19 protein-coding genes are annotated in these 15,359 nt (G+C 68.7%); 4 read left to right on the top strand and 15 right to left on the bottom strand.

Annotated elements, in window-relative coordinates; genetic code table 11:
- Nucleotides 1-12: 12 nt before the first annotated feature.
- The 14 genes from leuB to hisB all read right to left on the bottom strand — a co-directional run bounded on the left by leuB (nucleotide 13) and on the right by hisB (nucleotide 10,689).
- Nucleotides 13-1,113 (bottom strand): 3-isopropylmalate dehydrogenase, encoded by a 1,101-nt coding sequence (gene leuB, locus BIX52_RS08810; protein ID WP_075220646.1) that lies wholly within the window; start codon nucleotides 1,111-1,113, stop codon nucleotides 13-15.
- A 63-nt stretch (nucleotides 1,114-1,176) separates the two neighbouring features.
- Complete coding sequence (locus BIX52_RS08815) at nucleotides 1,177-1,590, bottom strand: VOC family protein (RefSeq protein WP_075220647.1); 414 nt, start codon at nucleotides 1,588-1,590, stop codon at nucleotides 1,177-1,179.
- 30 nt (nucleotides 1,591-1,620) lie between these two features.
- Entirely contained in the window at nucleotides 1,621-2,562 is a 942-nt protein-coding gene (locus BIX52_RS08820; RefSeq protein WP_075220648.1) for a threonine/serine dehydratase, read from the bottom strand.
- 30 nt (nucleotides 2,563-2,592) lie between these two features.
- On the bottom strand, nucleotides 2,593-3,348 hold the full coding sequence (locus BIX52_RS08825) for a sulfite exporter TauE/SafE family protein (RefSeq protein ID WP_075220649.1): 756 nt from the start codon (nucleotides 3,346-3,348) through the stop codon (nucleotides 2,593-2,595).
- A 49-nt stretch (nucleotides 3,349-3,397) separates the two neighbouring features.
- Nucleotides 3,398-4,450 carry an aldo/keto reductase gene (locus BIX52_RS08830; RefSeq protein ID WP_075220650.1) on the bottom strand — a complete coding sequence of 351 codons (1,053 nt, stop codon included), beginning with the start codon at nucleotides 4,448-4,450 and terminating at the stop codon, nucleotides 3,398-3,400.
- An 85-nt stretch (nucleotides 4,451-4,535) separates the two neighbouring features.
- Nucleotides 4,536-5,186 (bottom strand): Pr6Pr family membrane protein, encoded by a 651-nt coding sequence (locus BIX52_RS08835; protein ID WP_075220651.1) that lies wholly within the window; start codon nucleotides 5,184-5,186, stop codon nucleotides 4,536-4,538.
- A gap of 1 nt (nucleotide 5,187) precedes the next feature.
- Nucleotides 5,188-5,853, bottom strand: coding sequence for an arylesterase (locus BIX52_RS08840; RefSeq protein WP_075220652.1), 666 nt, complete (start codon nucleotides 5,851-5,853; stop codon nucleotides 5,188-5,190).
- A gap of 145 nt (nucleotides 5,854-5,998) precedes the next feature.
- Nucleotides 5,999-6,982 carry a type I pantothenate kinase gene (gene coaA / locus BIX52_RS08845; protein ID WP_075220653.1) on the bottom strand — a complete coding sequence of 328 codons (984 nt, stop codon included), beginning with the start codon at nucleotides 6,980-6,982 and terminating at the stop codon, nucleotides 5,999-6,001.
- An 82-nt stretch (nucleotides 6,983-7,064) separates the two neighbouring features.
- A complete protein-coding gene (locus BIX52_RS08850) occupies nucleotides 7,065-7,391 on the bottom strand; it encodes a phosphoribosyl-ATP diphosphatase (protein ID WP_075220654.1) in 327 nt (108 codons plus the stop codon).
- A complete protein-coding gene (gene hisF / locus BIX52_RS08855; RefSeq protein ID WP_075220655.1) occupies nucleotides 7,384-8,178 on the bottom strand; it encodes an imidazole glycerol phosphate synthase subunit HisF in 795 nt (264 codons plus the stop codon). The genes BIX52_RS08850 and hisF overlap by 8 nt, the downstream gene beginning before the upstream one ends.
- A gap of 1 nt (nucleotide 8,179) precedes the next feature.
- A complete protein-coding gene (gene hisA / locus BIX52_RS08860; RefSeq protein ID WP_075220656.1) occupies nucleotides 8,180-8,911 on the bottom strand; it encodes a 1-(5-phosphoribosyl)-5-[(5-phosphoribosylamino)methylideneamino]imidazole-4-carboxamide isomerase in 732 nt (243 codons plus the stop codon).
- A 22-nt stretch (nucleotides 8,912-8,933) separates the two neighbouring features.
- Nucleotides 8,934-9,584, bottom strand: a complete 651-nt coding sequence (gene hisH, locus BIX52_RS08865; protein WP_075220657.1) for an imidazole glycerol phosphate synthase subunit HisH — start codon at nucleotides 9,582-9,584, stop codon at nucleotides 8,934-8,936.
- On the bottom strand, nucleotides 9,581-10,075 hold the full coding sequence (locus BIX52_RS08870) for a DUF2628 domain-containing protein (protein ID WP_075220658.1): 495 nt from the start codon (nucleotides 10,073-10,075) through the stop codon (nucleotides 9,581-9,583). The genes hisH and BIX52_RS08870 overlap by 4 nt, the downstream gene beginning before the upstream one ends.
- 11 nt (nucleotides 10,076-10,086) lie before the next feature.
- Nucleotides 10,087-10,689, bottom strand: coding sequence for an imidazoleglycerol-phosphate dehydratase HisB (gene hisB / locus BIX52_RS08875; RefSeq protein WP_075220659.1), 603 nt, complete (start codon nucleotides 10,687-10,689; stop codon nucleotides 10,087-10,089).
- Nucleotides 10,690-10,823: 134 nt separating this feature from the next.
- Between hisB and BIX52_RS08880 the strand changes: the two genes are divergently transcribed.
- The 4 genes from BIX52_RS08880 to BIX52_RS08895 all read left to right on the top strand — a co-directional run bounded on the left by BIX52_RS08880 (nucleotide 10,824) and on the right by BIX52_RS08895 (nucleotide 13,773).
- A complete protein-coding gene (locus BIX52_RS08880) occupies nucleotides 10,824-12,008 on the top strand; it encodes a hypothetical protein (protein ID WP_075220660.1) in 1,185 nt (394 codons plus the stop codon).
- Between the two features lie 50 nt (nucleotides 12,009-12,058).
- The gene (gene pyrF / locus BIX52_RS08885; RefSeq protein ID WP_075220661.1) at nucleotides 12,059-12,757 is read left to right on the top strand and encodes an orotidine-5'-phosphate decarboxylase; all 699 of its coding nucleotides are present in this window, start codon (nucleotides 12,059-12,061) and stop codon (nucleotides 12,755-12,757) included.
- Nucleotides 12,758-12,832: 75 nt separating this feature from the next.
- Complete coding sequence (locus tag BIX52_RS08890) at nucleotides 12,833-13,228, top strand: ArsR/SmtB family transcription factor (RefSeq protein ID WP_075220662.1); 396 nt, start codon at nucleotides 12,833-12,835, stop codon at nucleotides 13,226-13,228.
- On the top strand, nucleotides 13,225-13,773 hold the full coding sequence (locus BIX52_RS08895) for an SRPBCC family protein (RefSeq protein ID WP_075220663.1): 549 nt from the start codon (nucleotides 13,225-13,227) through the stop codon (nucleotides 13,771-13,773). The genes BIX52_RS08890 and BIX52_RS08895 overlap by 4 nt, the downstream gene beginning before the upstream one ends.
- Before the next feature lie 10 nt (nucleotides 13,774-13,783).
- On the opposite strand, the gene murJ is transcribed toward BIX52_RS08895, so the two are convergent.
- Nucleotides 13,784-15,349, bottom strand: a complete 1,566-nt coding sequence (gene murJ, locus BIX52_RS08900) for a murein biosynthesis integral membrane protein MurJ (RefSeq protein WP_075220664.1) — start codon at nucleotides 15,347-15,349, stop codon at nucleotides 13,784-13,786.
- Nucleotides 15,350-15,359 lie beyond the last annotated feature (10 nt).

Raw genomic sequence — 15,359 nt, forward strand, 5'->3', positions numbered from 1 at the left:
GGCCGCGTTCGATCAGAGGCGCAGGTCGAGCTGCTTCAGGATCGCATCGGTCATGCCGACGGTGTCGACGGTCGGGCCGCCGGCGGCGATGTCGGCGGTGCGGGCGCCCTCATCCAGCGCGCCGGCGATGGCGGCGTCGAGCGCGTCGGCCTCCTTGTTCATGCCGAACGAGTACTTCAGCGCCATGCCGAGGGAGGCGATCATCGCGATCGGGTTGGCGATGCCCTTGCCGGCGATGTCGGGCGCGGAGCCGTGGACCGGCTCATAGAGCGCGCGGCGGCGGCCGGTCTTGGGGTCGACCGCGCCGAGCGAGGCGGACGGAAGCATGCCGAGCGAGCCGGTCAGCTGCGCGGCGATGTCGGACAGCATGTCGCCGAACAGGTTGTCGGTGACTACAACGTCGAACTGCTTGGGATCGCGCACGAGCTGCATGGCGCCGGCGTCGGCCAGCATGTGGTCGAGCGTGACGTCCTCGTAGCCCTGCTTGTGGGTCTGCTCGACCACCTCGCGCCAGAGGAGGCCGGACTTCATCACGTTGCGCTTTTCCATGGACGTGACCTTGCCGCGGCGGGCGCGGGCGAGCTCGAACGCGGCCTTGGCGATGCGCTCGATCTCGTAGGTGTCGTAGACCTGCGTGTCGATCGCGCGCTTCTGGCCGTTGCCGATGTCGGTGATGGTCTTCGGCTCACCGAAATAGACGCCGCCGGTCAGCTCGCGCAGGATGACGATGTCGAGGCCCTCGACCACCTCGCGCTTCAGCGACGAGGCGTCGGCGAGCGCGGGATAGCTGATCGCCGGGCGGATGTTGGCGAAGAGCTCGAAATGCTTGCGCAGGCCGAGGAGGCCGGCTTCGGGGCGCATCTCGTACTCTTTGATCTCGTCCCACTTCGGGCCGCCGACGCAGGCGAAGAGAACCGCGTCCGCCGCCTCCGCCTTGTCCACGGTGTCCTGCGGATAGGGCGTGCCGACCGCGTCGAACGCGGCGCCGCCGACGAGGCCCTCGGTCGTCTCGAAGCCGGCGCCCTTGGTGTTGAGGTAGTCGATCACGCGCTTGGTGGCGGACATGATCTCAGGGCCGATTCCGTCGCCGGCAAGAAGAAGAAGGGAGGGCATGGGCGTCCTTTCGTGTTTTGACGCTTTGCTAAACCCTTTCCGAGCGGCGGGGAAGAAGCGCAATCATGAGGGGTCGGCGGGCATGACCATGATCATCCAATGGGTGCCGAAGCGATCCTTCAGCATGCCGAAGCCGGGTGAGAAGAACGTCTCGCCGAAGGGCATGATGATGTCCGCGCCGTCCGCGAGGCGGTCATAGATCGCCTGCCCGCGGGGAACGTCCGGCGCGGCGTGCGAGACCGACACCGCCTTTTGCGGATCCCCGTCCATGCCGGCGGGGAAGTCCGAGGCGAAGAGCGGGCCGGCGGGGGTCATCACGCAGGAGTGCATGATGCGGTCGGCCGAGTGGGGCGGGCACATGTCGGGCGGCCCGTCGGCGTAGGTCGTCAGCTCGAGCGCGCCGCCGAAGACGTCGGCGTAGAAGGTCATCGCCTCGCGGCATTGGCCTTGGAAATGGATGTAGGGCGTGAAGCTCATCAGGTCCTCCCGTGACGATGAGCGAGGGTATCACGCCTCGTCGTGCAGTGCGTTATTAAAAATAACTGGATCGGTGTTGGCGCCGCAGACGAGGACGCCGACGCGCTCGCCGCGTTCGGGCACGTAGGCGCCCGACAGAAGCGCGCCGTAGGCCGCGGCGCCGCCGGGCTCGGTGACGATGCGGGCGGTCTGCCAGAGCGCGCGCTGGGCGGCGCGGATGGCGTCGTCGGCGACGAGCGCCACGTGGTCGACATAGCGTTCGGCGATGGCGAGGTTGATGGAGCCGGTGCGCCGTGCGCCCAGCGAGTCGGCGGCGATGGACTCGACGGTGACGTCGACAGGGTGCCCGGCGTCCATCGCGGCCTTGAGCGCGCACGACCCTTCCGGCTCCACGGCGACGACCTTGACGCGCCCGGCGAACCACGCGGCCATGCCGCTGACGAGGCCGCCGCCGCCGCAGGCGACGAGGACGGTGTCCAGCCCGGCGGTCTGCGTCTCCCACTCGGCGGCGACGGTGCCTTGACCGGCGATGGTGCTGGCGGCCGCATAGGCGTGAACGCCGATGGCGCCGGTATCGGCCATATAGGCGTCGCAGGCTTCCAGCGCCTCGGCGTAGCGTTCGCCGATGAGGGTGACCTCGGCCCCGGCGGCGCGGATGAGGTCCACCTTGGCGGGGCTGGCGATGGTGGGCACGAAGATCGCCGCCTTGTGGCCGAGGCGGTGGGCGGCGTAGGCGACGGCGGCGCCATGATTGCCGCCGGACGCCGCGGCGACGCCCGCCGCGGGCACCACCGAGGACAGGAGCGTGTTGAACGCCCCGCGCACCTTGAAGGAGCCGGTGGCCTGGAGGAATTCGAGCTTCACCTCGCACAAGGCCGGGCCGTCCAGCGCCATGACGGGGGTGCGGCGGACATGCGGGCCGATGCGCTCGGCGGCGGCAAGGATATCGTCCTGCGAGACGGGATCGGACATGGCGAGCCTTCCTTCGGTCGTGCCGCGGCCTTAGAGAAGGTCGGCCAGGGCGCGCACGATGAGCTGCACGGAAATCAGCGTCAGCACGATGTTGAGCGCCTTTTTGAGCGTCTTCTCCGGCAGCGTGTTGAGCAGTTTGGCCCCGGCGAGGGTGCCGAGGAAGCCGGCGCCGATCATCGCCGCCATCATGGGCGCCCATTCGGAGAAGGCAAATCCCAGCGTCGTGAAGGCGGCGACCTTGAGGCCGTGCTGGATCACCATCGCCATCGCGTGGGTGGCGACGAGGCGCACGTGGGGCAGGCCCGCCTGGCGCAGCACCATCATGACGAAGGGGCCGGTGGCGCCGACGAACATCGTCAAGAAGGTGCCGATGAGGCCGCCCCCGGCCAGAACACCGCGCTCGCCCTTGCCGAGCGGGGGCAGCTTCATCCACGTGGTGGTGAGGATGGTGACGCCGATGGCGAGCAGGATGACCTCACCCGGCAGCTCCACCACCAGAAGGCCGCCGAGGACGGCGCCGACCACCGAGCCCAGCGCATAGGGCACGATGAGCCGCATCGACACGTTCTTGGCCATGATGATGGCGCGGCCGGTGTTGGACCCGAGCTGCACCACGCCGTGCACCGGAACGAGGGCGATGGGCGGGATGACGAAGGTCAGCGCCGCCAGGAGCACCACGCCGCCGCCGATGCCGACCGCCGCCGTCAACGCGCTCGTGAAGAAGGAGAGCACGATGAGGAAGAGGGCGCCCAGAGGCGCGACGGCATCGGGTAGCAGCGCGGACATGGGCGTCTCCGGGAGGTTGGCGGCGGCGGCGAGCGGCGGGGCGAGCCCGTCAGGGGGCGACGTTGCCGCGCGCGCGGTGCAGCGTGTCGATGCGGGTGAGAAGCTCCTCCGGCAGCGTCACGTCAAGCGATCCGAGCACGGTGTCGAGCTGCTCCACCGAGGTCTGGCCGATGATGACGCTGGTCATGAACGGGCGCGAGGCGGCGAAGGCGATGGCCATCTGCGCCGGGTCGAGACCGAACTCGGCAGCGAGGTCGAGGTAGGTGTCGTTCAGCTCGGTGGCGCCGGGCCCCTCGTAGCGCTGAAGGCGGTTGAACAGCGTCTTGCGGGCGCCTTCGGGCAGCGCGCCGTTGCGGTATTTGCCGGTGAGGTAGCCCTGGGCGAGCGCCGAGTAGCACAGGAGCGAGACGTCCTCGCGGGTGCAGGCTTCGGCCAGGTTCACCTCGAACGTGCGGTTCAGCAGGCTGTAGGCGTTCTGGATGGACGCGACACGCGGCAGGCCGTGCATCTCGGCCGCGTGAAGGTACTTCATCACGCCCCAGGTGGACTCGTTGGAGAGGCCGATGTGGCGCACCTTGCCGGCCTTCACCAGCGCGCCGAGCGCCTCCAGCGTCTCGGCGATAGGGGTCTCGTCGGCGGCCTTGTCCGGCTCGGAATAGACGGTGGGGTTGGACCCGAATTGGCTGACGTTCCGGTCCGGCCAGTGGACCTGATAAAGGTCGATATAGTCGGTCTTGAGGCGGCGCAGCGAACCGTCCACGGCCTCGTTGATGTCGCGGGCGACGAGCTTGGGGGCGTGCCCGTCCTCGCGCAGCCACGTCATCTGGGAGCGGCCGGCGACCTTGGTGGCGATCATCACCTTGTCGCGCGCTTTGCGGGAGGCGAACCAGTCGCCCATGATCTCCTCGCAGCGGAAGCGCGTCTCGGCCGCGGGCGGGACGGGGTACATCTCCGCGTTGTCGAACATGTTGATGCCGGCGTCGACGGCGCGGTCCATCTGGGCGAAGGCTTCGTCAGGGGTGTTCTGGCGGCCCCAGGTCATGGTGCCGAGGGTCAGCACCGACACGGCGAGGTCCGTGCGGCCGAGCTTGCGATAGTCCATTAAAATCTCGTCTGGAGGCGAAGTGCCGGAAGGCGGGAAGGGGCGGGGGAGGCGCGGCGGATCTGCCGCACCCTTTTAAGATGGTTTACGACGAGGATGAGTGCCGTGCCAAGCGTCTGATGGCGCTGGCGATCGCCATGTCGACCGCGACGGCGACGAGGCCGACGGCCGCGAAGGCGGCGGCGAGGCCGGCGACGTTGCGCGCATAAAGGGCCGGGCCGAGAGCGGGGAGGTCGAGGAACCAGTAGGGCGCGAAACCATCCACCTGGGAGCGGAGGAGCACGAAGGCGAGGTAGACGGCGGGCAGCAGGACGCACCAGGACGCATGACGCCATCTGAGGTCGCCGTGCGGCGCAGCGAGCCAGGCGAGAACGAAGAGCGGCGGGACCGCGTCGTGCAGCAGGTGACTGGCAACGAGCTGCAGCCCCGCATAGCCCGCCAGAAGATGGCGCAGCAGCACCGCGAAGACGACGCCGACGATGATGATCGCCGCGAGGACGGCGGTTCGCACCGCGGGCGCGGCGAGGCGGCTTTGCGGGGCGAGGGCCATGGCGGCGGCGACGACCGTGACCGACGCATTGCCCCAGATGGTGAAATATCCGGCGAGGCGCCACAGCCCGTCCGCGACCGGCCGCCCGGCGGCGAGCTGGCCGCTGACGGTCACGCCGACCTGGAGGATCAGCGCGCTTGCGGCCACGAGGGCGGCGACGCCGGCGAGGGCGCGGGCGGGGGTCATCTCAGCCTCCGGCGCGGGCGATCAGCTCTTCGACCGAGGGCAGGATGCGCTCGACGATGACCTCCACGCCCGCGGCGGTGGGGTGAAGCCCGTCGGGCTGGTTCAACTCCGGATTGGCGGCCACCCCGTCGAGGAAGAAGGGGTAGTAGACGACGTCGCGCGCGGCGAGGTCCTCGTAGACGGCGCTGAATTCGGCGCCATAGTCCTCGCCGAGATTGGGCGGGGCGAGCATGCCTGCGAGGAGAACCGGGAGGTCGCGCTCGGCCAGCCGGTCGAGAATGGCGGTGAGGTTGTCGCGCGGTACACTGGGGTCGATCCCGCGCAGCGCGTCGTTGGCGCCGAGTTCGACGATGACGGCGTCCGCATCCGGCCCCACGGACCAGTTGAGCCGGGCGAGGCCGCCGGTGGTGGTATCGCCGGAGACGCCCGCATCGACCACGGTGACGTTGTAGCCCTTGGCGGTGAGGGCGGCCTGGAGCTGCGGGACGAAGCCTTCACCGGGCGCGAGCTGGTAGCCTGCGGTGAGGCTGTCGCCGAGGGCGACGAGGGTCATCGGCTCGCCGCCGCCGTTCTCGGTTCCGCTCGGCTGGGCGGCGGCCGCGAGGGCGGCGGCGACCATCGAGGCGGCGGCCAAAGCGGCGATCAGTCGTGTGGGGGATGGGCGCATCGGGGTCGGGTCTCCGCAATCCTGGCCTTCATGTGGCGCGTTGCGAAGGTGCGGGCAACCGCGTGGGCGCGCGGGTCGCAAGGGCGGCCGGTGCCGGTGGAACGCACCGGGTCGGTCATGCGGCGGAGAGGGCCGAGGCTCGGCGTCACACGCGGCGCAGCGCCACCTCGGTGATGCGGTGATCGGCCCCCTTCACCAGGATGAGGTCCGCCCGCAGCTTCGTCGGCCCAACATTCTCGCGCAGGTTCTTGAGGTTGATCCTCTCCCACAGGCTTTTGGCGAAGGCTTCCGTCTCCTCCTTGCTGGCGGAGGCATAGCGGTGGAAGTAGGACAGGGGATCGGTAAAGCGCGTTTCCTTCAGACGGTTGAAGCGCGTCATGTACCACTCCTCGAGCAGCCGCTCCTCCGCGTCAAGGTAGATCGAGAAGTCGAAGAAGTCGGACACGAAGGGGACGCGCGGCCGGTCGCCGGACAGGCGCTGCGTCTGCAGCACGTTCAGCCCCTCGACGATCAGGATGTCCGGCCGGTCGACGGTGATCGCCTCGCCCACGACGCGGTCATAGGTGAGGTGGGAATAGACCGGCGCCTCGACGTTGCGTTCGCCCGCCTTCACGTCGGTGAGGAAGGAGATGAGCATCCCGACATCGTAGCTTTCAGGGAAGCCCTTGCGCTCCATCAGCCCGTTCTCGATGAGGTGGGCGTTGGGATAGAGGAAGCCGTCCGTGGTCACGAGGTCGACCTTCGGCCGGCCGGCCCAGCGCGAGATCAACGTCTGCAGGAGCTGCGCGGTGGTCGTCTTGCCCACGGCGACGGATCCGGCGATGCCGATGATGTAGGGGGTGCGCTCGCCGGTCTGGCCCAGGAAGGCCTGTGTGGCGCGGTAGAGCCCCTCGGTCGCTTCGACATAGAGCGAGAGGAGACGCGAGATCGGCAGGTAGATGGTTTCCACCTGTCCGGGTTCCACACGGTCGTTGAAGCCTTGGAGGCTGATGATTTCTTCGGCCGACAAAGTCATGGGCATGCCGGCACGCAGCTTTGCCCAGTCGCGTTCATGGAACACGTGGAAGCGGGCATAGTCGTCGCGCGGCCGATGCCCCGACTTATCGGTCAGCTCGGGCACTGCATCCATCACGGGCACTGTTGCAGATCATCGCATAAGGAGACAAGGATTTATTTTGCGCTGCACCATTGGCGGGCAGGGGCGAGCGGCGTCAGGTCGGCGCCGTGCGGCGCGCCTTCTCTTCGAGGCCCGATTGGCCGGTGCGCCGGTCGAGCTCGGCCATCACGTCGTTCCAGGAGATGCCCTGCACGGCGAGAAGAACGGTGAGGTGGAAGACGACGTCGGCGGCCTCGGCGATCATCTCGTCCGGCGCGCGGCGCACGGCGGCGATGACCGCTTCCACCGCCTCCTCGCCGAACTTTTCGGCCACCTTGTCGATCCCCTTGGCGGCGAGCGTGTTGGTGTAGGAGGCGGCGCCACCCTCGGCCAGACGGGCGCGAACGATGGCTTCGAGGTCGTCGATGGAGAAGCTAGCCATTGACGTCTCCGAGGGCGTGGTGGGTGGGCGGCACGATGCGCATCGGCAGACCCGCGGCGGCCATGTGCGCCTTCGCCTCGCCGATGGTGAAGGTGCCGAAGTGGAAGATCGACGCGGCCAGCACCGCCTCGGCGTGCCCCTCGGTGACCGCCTCGACGAGGTGGTCGAGCGTGCCCGCCCCGCCGGACGCGATGACGGGGACCGGTACGGCGTCGGCGACGGCGCGGTTCAGGGCGTTGTCGAAGCCGGCCTTCGTGCCGTCCGAATCCATCGAGGTGAGGAGGATCTCGCCGGCGCCGAGGTCGACCATCTTCACGGCGAACTCCACCGCGTCGACCCCGGTGGCGCGGCGGCCGCCGTGGGTGAAGATCTCCCAATGGCCGTCGACCCGCTTGGCGTCGATGGCGACGACGATGCACTGGGCGCCGAACTTCTCCGCCGCGCGGCCGACGAAGGAGGGTTCGCGCACGGCGGCGGTGTTGATCGACACCTTGTCGGCGCCCGCCAGCAGCAGGGCGCGGATGTCCGAGATCGTGCGCACGCCGCCGCCGACGGTGAGCGGCATGAAGCATTGCTCGGCGGTGCGGCTGACGACGTCGAACAGGATGGAGCGTTCGTCCGACGAGGCGGTGATGTCGAGGAAGGTCAGCTCGTCGGCGCCTGCGGCGTCATAGGCCTTGGCGGCCTCGACGGGGTCGCCCGCGTCGACGAGGTCCTGGAACTTCACGCCTTTGACGACGCGGCCGCCGTGCACGTCGAGGCAGGGGATGATGCGTTTCTTCAGCATCTCAGGCGGCCTGCGGCAGGACGGCGAGGGCGGCGGCGGGGTCGAGTCGCCCATCATAAAGGGCGCGGCCCATGATGGCGCCGTCGAGCTTCGCGGCGGCGGGCTCGGCGAGGCGGTTGATGTCCTCCATGCCGTTGAACCCGCCGGACGCGATGACGGGGGTGGAGACGGCTTCGGCGATCGACAGCGTTTCGGGGAGGTTGAGGCCGGTCAGCATGCCGTCGCGTCCGATGTCGGTGTGGACGATGGCGGCGACGCCCGCGTCCTCGTAGGCGAGCGCCAGGTCGCGCGCGGTGACGGTGGTGGCGTCGGCCCATCCGGCGACGGCGACCATACCGTCGCGCGCGTCGATCCCGACGACGATCCGGCCGGGGAAGAGGCGGCAGGCCTCCTTCACGAGTTCCGGCTCCTTGGCGGCGACGGTGCCGAGGATGACGCGGGAGACGCCGCGCTCCAGCCACGCCGCGATGGCGGCCAGCGAGCGGATGCCGCCGCCGAGCTGCACCGGAACGTCGGTCGCGGCGAGGATGGCGTCGACCGCCTCGGAATTGCGGCTGACCCCGGCGAAGGCGCCGTTGAGGTCGACCACGTGCAGGCGGGTGAAGCCGAGCATTTGGAACCGCGCGGCCATGTCGCCGGGATCGTCGGAGAAGACGGTGGCGCGGTCCATCTCGCCTTGCTGGAGGCGGACGCATTGGCCGTCTTTGAGGTCGATGGCTGGATAAAGGATCATAGGTCTGCCGCCGGCCCGCCGCTCACGGGCGCCATTTGAGGAAATTGGCGATCAAGGCGAGGCCGAATTCCTGACTCTTCTCGGGGTGGAACTGGGTGCCGACGATGTTGTCGCGCCCGACGATGGCGGCGATCGACCCGCCGTGTTCGCTGGTGGCGATGAGGTGGTCGGGGTCGGCCGGCGCCAGCGCGTAGGAGTGCACGAAATAGGCGTGGGCGCCGTCCGTGCCGGTGGGGATCCCCTCCAGCACAGGGTGCGGGCGGGCGACGTCGAGCGTGTTCCAGCCCATGTGCGGCACCTTCAGCGCCGGGTCCGTGGGCTCGATCACCTTCACGTCGCCGGGGATGAGGTTCAGCCCGGCGGTGACGGTATATTCCAGGCCGCGCGTCGCCATGAGCTGCATGCCGACGCACACGCCGAGGAGCGGTACGCCGCGGTCGGTTACGGCGTCGAGGATGGCTTCGACCATGCCGTGGGTGGCGGAGAGGCCCATCATGCAGTCGGCGAAGGCGCCGACGCCGGGCAGGATGATGTGGTCCGCCTTGGCGACGCGGGAGGGGTCGGCGGTGACGGTGACGGCGCTGCTCAGCCCGGCTTCGTGCGCGGCTCTGGCGACCGCCTTCTCGGCCGAGCGCAGATTGCCCGACCCATAATCGACGATGACGACGCTCATTGGTCCTTCTCCGGCATGACGCCGATGACGGGGGCGCCCCACGGTCCGGCGCCGGATGCGCTGGCGGGGGCAGGGGGTGTGGCGAGCGGTGCGGGGGCCGCTTCGCCGATGGGGTCGATGACGGCGCCCTCACGCTCGGCGAAGTAGCGGCGTTCGGCTTCGGCGCGGGCGGAGGCGTGGACGATGGCGGTCATGTGCCAGCGGCGGCGCGACAGGCTCCAGCGTTTCAGCGCCCGCGCCTCGAACGCGAACCAGAGGGAGAGGAGGGCGTAGAAGACCACGGCGCCGGGGCTGCCGAGGAATGTCGCCGCGGCGCCGACCACGGCCGCCCAGACCGCGACGGCGAGGAGGGCGACCACCGGCATGCCGCGCAGCACCGCCCACAGCGGGCCGATGAGGAGCGCCCACCACGCAAAGCGGTCCTCGACGAACACCGCGCGCACGGCGGGATCGTCAAATTCGGCGTTTTCCCAGACGGTCCAGACTGCCATCGGCGACCCCGTTACAATGCGCCCTTGGTGGACGGGATGGCCCCGCCCGGTGCCGTCACCGCGACCGCCGAGCCCAGCGCCCGCGCCACGCCCTTGAAGCAGGATTCGGCGATGTGGTGGTCGTTGTCGCCGTAGAGTGTCTCGATGTGCAGCGTCAGGCGCGCATTCATGGCGAGCGCGGTGAAGAATTCGCGCACGAGCTGCGTGTCGAATGTGCCGATCTTCGGCGTCTCGAACGCCGTGCGGAAGACGAGGAAGGGGCGGCCGGAAATGTCCAGCGCGACGCGCGTCAGCGTCCCGTCCATCGGCAGCAGGCAATCGGCATAGCGGGTGATGCCGGCCTTGGTGCCGAGCGCCTCCAACAGCGCCTGGCCGAGCGCGATGCCGACATCCTCGACGGTGTGGTGATCGTCGATGTGGAGGTCGCCCTTGGCCTCGATGTCCATGGAAATACCCGAATGGCGGGCGAGCTGGTCCAGCATATGGTCGAAGAAGCCGATCCCGGTCGCAATCGTGCGCGCCCCGCCACCGTCGAGATCGACGCTGACGGAGATGGACGTTTCATTCGTGGTTCGCACCACACGGGCGTTTCGCGGCGGCAGCGGCTGTGTCATGGGACTGACTTCTAGAGCAAGGGCGCGACGAAAGTACAGCGACAGTGCAATGGCGCCTAAATTGGATGCCGTGTCGGCCTCAAAAGGGTGCGTGGTGACGCTGCGACGGCCGAGCCTGATCGAAGTGATGGACTATGACACCGGATGATATTCTTGATCGCGTTCGCCAGGACACGCCGCGGAGTGTCCGTCTGTCGATCTTCGACGGCGCGCCATTCGAAGCGGACGAAGACCGGCTGACGATCAACGCGGCGCATCTGATCGATCCGTCCTTCCGCTCCCGCGCGATCGAGAGGATGAGCGCAAAGATCGGCGAGATGTGTGAGATCGACGTGTCCCCGTCGGGGCTCCTGCAGGACTTCAACGCCCGGCCGCTTCGTGGCGATCTCCACCTTGCCGTTCCGCTCCCCTTGATGATGCAGCAATTCGCCAACGGCGTTCCCTTTCCGCCGGGCCGGAATCTCACGCGCATCGACATGAAGGCCAGCCTTTCGGTGCGGACGGGCAATGTCGAAGACAAGGCGCTGCTGGGGTGGCTGCGGGACCCCGAAGCGGCGGTCGATGCGGCCCTCGCCCTGCCGCGGGACGACACCGTGCTCGAGGTCAAGTCGCCTTGGTATGCCAGCCACCGCGTGGCGGACAATGCGTGTGAGATGAACCGGAATGCCGGTTTCTATAGTGCCGATCGGGATGTTCTCACGCCCTGGGCCACCCGTTATTTTCGCGCTGTGGGGACGGGTGCGGTCATCTCGCAGCGTCGTCGCGATGGGTGGCTGCCCGAAATCCTCGCCTACCATCAGGGGCAGATGCCGCCGGTTCGCCGCGCACCCGGCCGACGTGAATTCTATACGCTGGTCAACGAGGAGCGGCTCCTGTTCGTGACGCCGCTCGCGTCGATCGTCGACGACGCCTACCGGACCGGCGACATCTTCGACATTTGGAACGACGTCGTGCCGTATCGGTATGAGCTGGACACCGTTCAAGCGCACGTCAGCACCTATCCCAACCGGCCACATTCGGATTGGCTCGACACGTTCGAGCGGTTATGCGCGGATGTCGACGCGGCGATTTCCCGCCGCCGGCCAACCATGTTCTTTGCGGCGTGTGGCTGTTACGGCCTGCCGATCTGCCTGCATGTCTGGGAGACGCACGGCATCGGCGCCACTTATCTCGGCAACAACATTCACATGTACTTCGGCGTCGTTCAGGGCGCGACGGAGAACGATTTCGTGCAGGCGCGGAAGCCGCAGCGGTGGCGCCGCGCCCGTTATGACGATGTGGCTGACATGGCTCGGATCGACAAGGGTCGGTACGTCTGACCGGCAGCGCGTGTACTGACGAGTCAACCAAGGTGAAGCTGAGGGATGCCATGAAGTTCAACACCGCTGAAGACCGCCTCATCCTGGCGCTGGACGTGACCAACCGGGCCGATGCCGAGCGGTTGGTGGAGGCGACGGACGGGATCGTCGGCGTCTACAAGGTCGGGCTGGAGTTCGCGATGGCGGGCGGGCTCGACTTCGCGGGGGAGCTGGCGCGGGCGGGCCGCAAGGTCTTCCTGGACATGAAGCTGCTCGACATTCCGAACACCGTGGCCGGGGCGACGCGCACGGCCGGCGCGCTCGGCGTCACCTTCCTCACCGTCCACTCCTATCCGCAGGCGCTGCGGGCGGCGGTGTCGGCACGGCCGGAGGGCCTGTCGGTGGTCGCCGTCACTGTGCTGACCTCTCTTGGCGACACGGACGTGGCCGAGGCGGGCTACGGCATGGGCGTGACCGAGCTGGTGGAGAGCCGGATCGCGGCGGCGGCGGCCTCGGGCGCGGACGCGATCGTGTGCTCCCCCGGCGAAGCGGCGGCGGCGAGGCGCTCGGGCCTTCAGGTGATCACGCCGGGCGTGCGGCTGGCGTCGGACCCGGCGGGCGACCAGAAGCGGGTTGCGACGCCGCAGCAGGCGATCCTCTCCGGCGCGGACGCGATCGTCGTCGGCCGGCCGATCAACGCCGCGCCGGACCCGGCCGAGGCCGCGGCGCGCTACGTGGCGGCGATCCGCGAGGCGCTGGGGGCGCTCTAAGGCGCCATGCGGGCCTGAGAGAAACATTCAACCGAATGGTTGACAGTTGGCGGCGGCGTGTCGATATTCAACCTTATGGTTGAACAAGACGCGCCCCTCGATGCCGTGTTCCATGCGCTGGGTGACGCCACCCGGCGGCGGATGCTGCGCGAGCTGACCGAGGGCGAACGCACGGTGGGGGAGCTGGCCAAGCCCTTCGCCATCTCGCTGGCCGCCGCCTCCAAGCACATCAAGGCGTTGGAGCGGGCCGGGCTGGTGTCGCGGGAGGTGAGGGGGCGCACCCATGTGTGCCGCCTCGCCCCGGCGCCACTGCGCGACGCCCACGACTGGCTCGGCTTCTACGCGCGCTTCTGGTCAAGCCATCTCGATGTCCTCGAACGCATCCTGCGCGAGGAGGACGCCCGCAATGCCGACAGAACGGGCCGGGATGCGTCCGACGACGATCCGCCCGCATCAGGAGACGCACCATGAGCGAGAGAGACTCCTACGGCCGCCTCACCGCCGTCAACGAATTGACGATCGAGCACCTGCTGCCCGGCCCGATCGATAGGGTGTGGGCCTATCTGACGACGAGCGAGTTGCGGCGCCAGTGGCTGGCGCGGGGCGAGATGGAGCTGAAGGAGGGCGCGCCCTTTACGCTCACCTGGCGCAACGACGAGATCACCGCCGACCCCGGCACCCGGCCCGAGGGCGTGTCCGAGGAGCACAGCCTGGACAGCACCATCGTCGCCGTGGAGGCGCCGCACAGGCTGGTGTTCACCTGGGGCGATGGGGACGTGACCTTCCGCCTGGAGGAGCAGGGGCAGGACGTGCTTTTGACCGTGATCCACCGCAAGGTGACGACGCGCGGCATGCTCACCAGCGTCAGCGCCGGGTGGCATTCCCATCTCGACATCCTGGCCGAGAAGCTGCGGGGCGAAGAGCCCGGCTCCTTCTGGGACAAGTGGACTGCGCTGAAGGCCGAGTACGAGGCGCGCCTTCCCGCCGAAGCGCCGGCCGCGGACGCCGCGGAGTAGGCGCGGCGCTTCAGCTTCGGCGCAGCGCTTTCAGAACGTCGCGCACGCCCATGGCGCCGGACGCTTCGCAGACGATGGCGAAGATCGCCGCCGACGCGCCCACCACGATGAGGAGGGCGAGGGCGGCGGTCATCGTGTCGGAGGCGAAGAACCAGGCGTCGAGCCCCTGGGCGACGAGGGTCGCGACGATCATCAAGGCGAGGGCCGCGGCGAGGAAACCGAGGGCGCGCCAGGCGAGCGTGGCATCGGCCCGGAAGTCGCCCCGCCGCACCAGGCCGACGAAGAGGCAGATGGCGTTGATCCACCCGGCCAGGCTGGTGGCGGCGGCGATGCCCACATGGGCGAGACCCTGCGGCGCGAGGAGCATCGCAAAGCCGATCGCCCCGCCGACATTCACAACCATGGAGACGCCGGCGAAAATCATCGGCGTCACCGTGTCCTCGCGGGCGAAATAGCTGGGCGAGAACACCTTGATGAGCACGAAGGCGGGAAGGCCGAAGCCGTAGGCCGAGAGGGCGGCTGCGGTCATCGCCGCGTCGTCGCGCTCATAGGCGCCGCGCTCGAACAGGGTGACGATGATTTCGAGCGGCACGACGATGAGCGCGGCGGCGGCGGGCAGCGTCAGCATCAGTGCGAATTCGAGCGCGCGGTTCTGCGTCCACAGCGCGCCGCCGACGTCGCCCTTGGCGAGACGGCGCGACAGGTCCGGCAGCAGCGCCACGCCGATGGCGATGCCGACGATGCCGAGCGGGAGCTGATAGAGCCGGTCGGCGTAGTAGAGGTGGGACACGGCGCCGGTCCAGAAGGAGGCGACGATGGTGCCGGCGACGATGTTGATCTGCGTGATGCCGCCGGCCGCGACGCCGGGAATGCCCAGCAGCAGCAGCCGCTTCAGCCGCGGCGAGGGGCGCGGGCGGGAGAGTGTCAGCTTGACCCCCGCGCGCTTCACCGCCGCGTAGAGGGTGACGGCCTGGGCGATGCCGGCGATGAAGACGCCGACCGACAGCGCGAAGGCGGCGTCGGGCGGATCGAGGCCGAGGAACAGCGCCAGGGTCAACGTGCCGATGAGGACGACGTTGAGGAGGACCGGCGCGAAGGCCGCCATGGCGAACTTGTTCAGCGTGTTGAGGATGCCGGAGAAGAAGGCCACGAGCGACATCGCCGCCAGATAAGGCAGGCAGATGCGGGTGTAGAAGGTGGTGATGTCGATCGTCTCTTCGCCCGAGAAGCCCGGCGCCAGACCCCAGATGAGGAACGGCGTGAAGATCTCGGCGAGGATGGTGAAGGCGAGCAGCGTGACGATGAGCCACGAGAGGACGGAGGAGGCGAAGATGTTGCCGCCCTCCTCGCCCTCTTCGTTCCGGGTGCGCGCGAAGAGCGGCACGAAGGCGGAGTTGAAGGCGCCTTCCGCGAACAGGCGGCGGAAGAGGTTGGGCAGCTTGAAGGCGACGAAGAAGGCGTCGGCCACCGGCCCCGCGCCCAAAGCCGCGGCGATGAGGATGTCCCGCCCGAACCCCAGAACGCGCGAGGCCATGGTGTAGCCGCCCACGGTCGCGAAATTTCTGAGGAGCTGCATGCGCGCGAAA

This window comes from Acuticoccus yangtzensis (genome assembly GCF_001927245.1).
Lineage (GTDB): Bacteria > Pseudomonadota > Alphaproteobacteria > Rhizobiales > Amorphaceae > Acuticoccus > Acuticoccus yangtzensis.

What these genes read in the sequence shown, in the direction of transcription:
- pyrF (WP_075220661.1), top strand. Translation starts at nt 12,059, where the DNA reads ATGAAGTTCAACACCGCTGAAGACCGCCTCATCCTGGCGCTGGACGTG.
- BIX52_RS08835 (WP_075220651.1), bottom strand. Translation starts at nt 5,186, where the DNA reads ATGACCCCCGCCCGCGCCCTCGCCGGCGTCGCCGCCCTCGTGGCCGCA.
- coaA (WP_075220653.1), bottom strand. Translation starts at nt 6,982, where the DNA reads ATGGATGCAGTGCCCGAGCTGACCGATAAGTCGGGGCATCGGCCGCGC.
- BIX52_RS08880 (WP_075220660.1), top strand. Translation starts at nt 10,824, where the DNA reads ATGACACCGGATGATATTCTTGATCGCGTTCGCCAGGACACGCCGCGG.
- BIX52_RS08890 (WP_075220662.1), top strand. Translation starts at nt 12,833, where the DNA reads ATGGTTGAACAAGACGCGCCCCTCGATGCCGTGTTCCATGCGCTGGGT.
- hisA (WP_075220656.1), bottom strand. Translation starts at nt 8,911, where the DNA reads ATGATCCTTTATCCAGCCATCGACCTCAAAGACGGCCAATGCGTCCGC.
- BIX52_RS08870 (WP_075220658.1), bottom strand. Translation starts at nt 10,075, where the DNA reads ATGGCAGTCTGGACCGTCTGGGAAAACGCCGAATTTGACGATCCCGCC.
- BIX52_RS08820 (WP_075220648.1), bottom strand. Translation starts at nt 2,562, where the DNA reads ATGTCCGATCCCGTCTCGCAGGACGATATCCTTGCCGCCGCCGAGCGC.
- BIX52_RS08840 (WP_075220652.1), bottom strand. Translation starts at nt 5,853, where the DNA reads ATGCGCCCATCCCCCACACGACTGATCGCCGCTTTGGCCGCCGCCTCG.
- hisH (WP_075220657.1), bottom strand. Translation starts at nt 9,584, where the DNA reads ATGAGCGTCGTCATCGTCGATTATGGGTCGGGCAATCTGCGCTCGGCC.
- BIX52_RS08850 (WP_075220654.1), bottom strand. Translation starts at nt 7,391, where the DNA reads ATGGCTAGCTTCTCCATCGACGACCTCGAAGCCATCGTTCGCGCCCGT.
- BIX52_RS08895 (WP_075220663.1), top strand. Translation starts at nt 13,225, where the DNA reads ATGAGCGAGAGAGACTCCTACGGCCGCCTCACCGCCGTCAACGAATTG.
- murJ (WP_075220664.1), bottom strand. Translation starts at nt 15,349, where the DNA reads ATGCAGCTCCTCAGAAATTTCGCGACCGTGGGCGGCTACACCATGGCC.
- BIX52_RS08830 (WP_075220650.1), bottom strand. Translation starts at nt 4,450, where the DNA reads ATGGACTATCGCAAGCTCGGCCGCACGGACCTCGCCGTGTCGGTGCTG.
- BIX52_RS08815 (WP_075220647.1), bottom strand. Translation starts at nt 1,590, where the DNA reads ATGAGCTTCACGCCCTACATCCATTTCCAAGGCCAATGCCGCGAGGCG.
- hisF (WP_075220655.1), bottom strand. Translation starts at nt 8,178, where the DNA reads ATGCTGAAGAAACGCATCATCCCCTGCCTCGACGTGCACGGCGGCCGC.
- hisB (WP_075220659.1), bottom strand. Translation starts at nt 10,689, where the DNA reads ATGACACAGCCGCTGCCGCCGCGAAACGCCCGTGTGGTGCGAACCACG.
- BIX52_RS08825 (WP_075220649.1), bottom strand. Translation starts at nt 3,348, where the DNA reads ATGTCCGCGCTGCTACCCGATGCCGTCGCGCCTCTGGGCGCCCTCTTC.
- leuB (WP_075220646.1), bottom strand. Translation starts at nt 1,113, where the DNA reads ATGCCCTCCCTTCTTCTTCTTGCCGGCGACGGAATCGGCCCTGAGATC.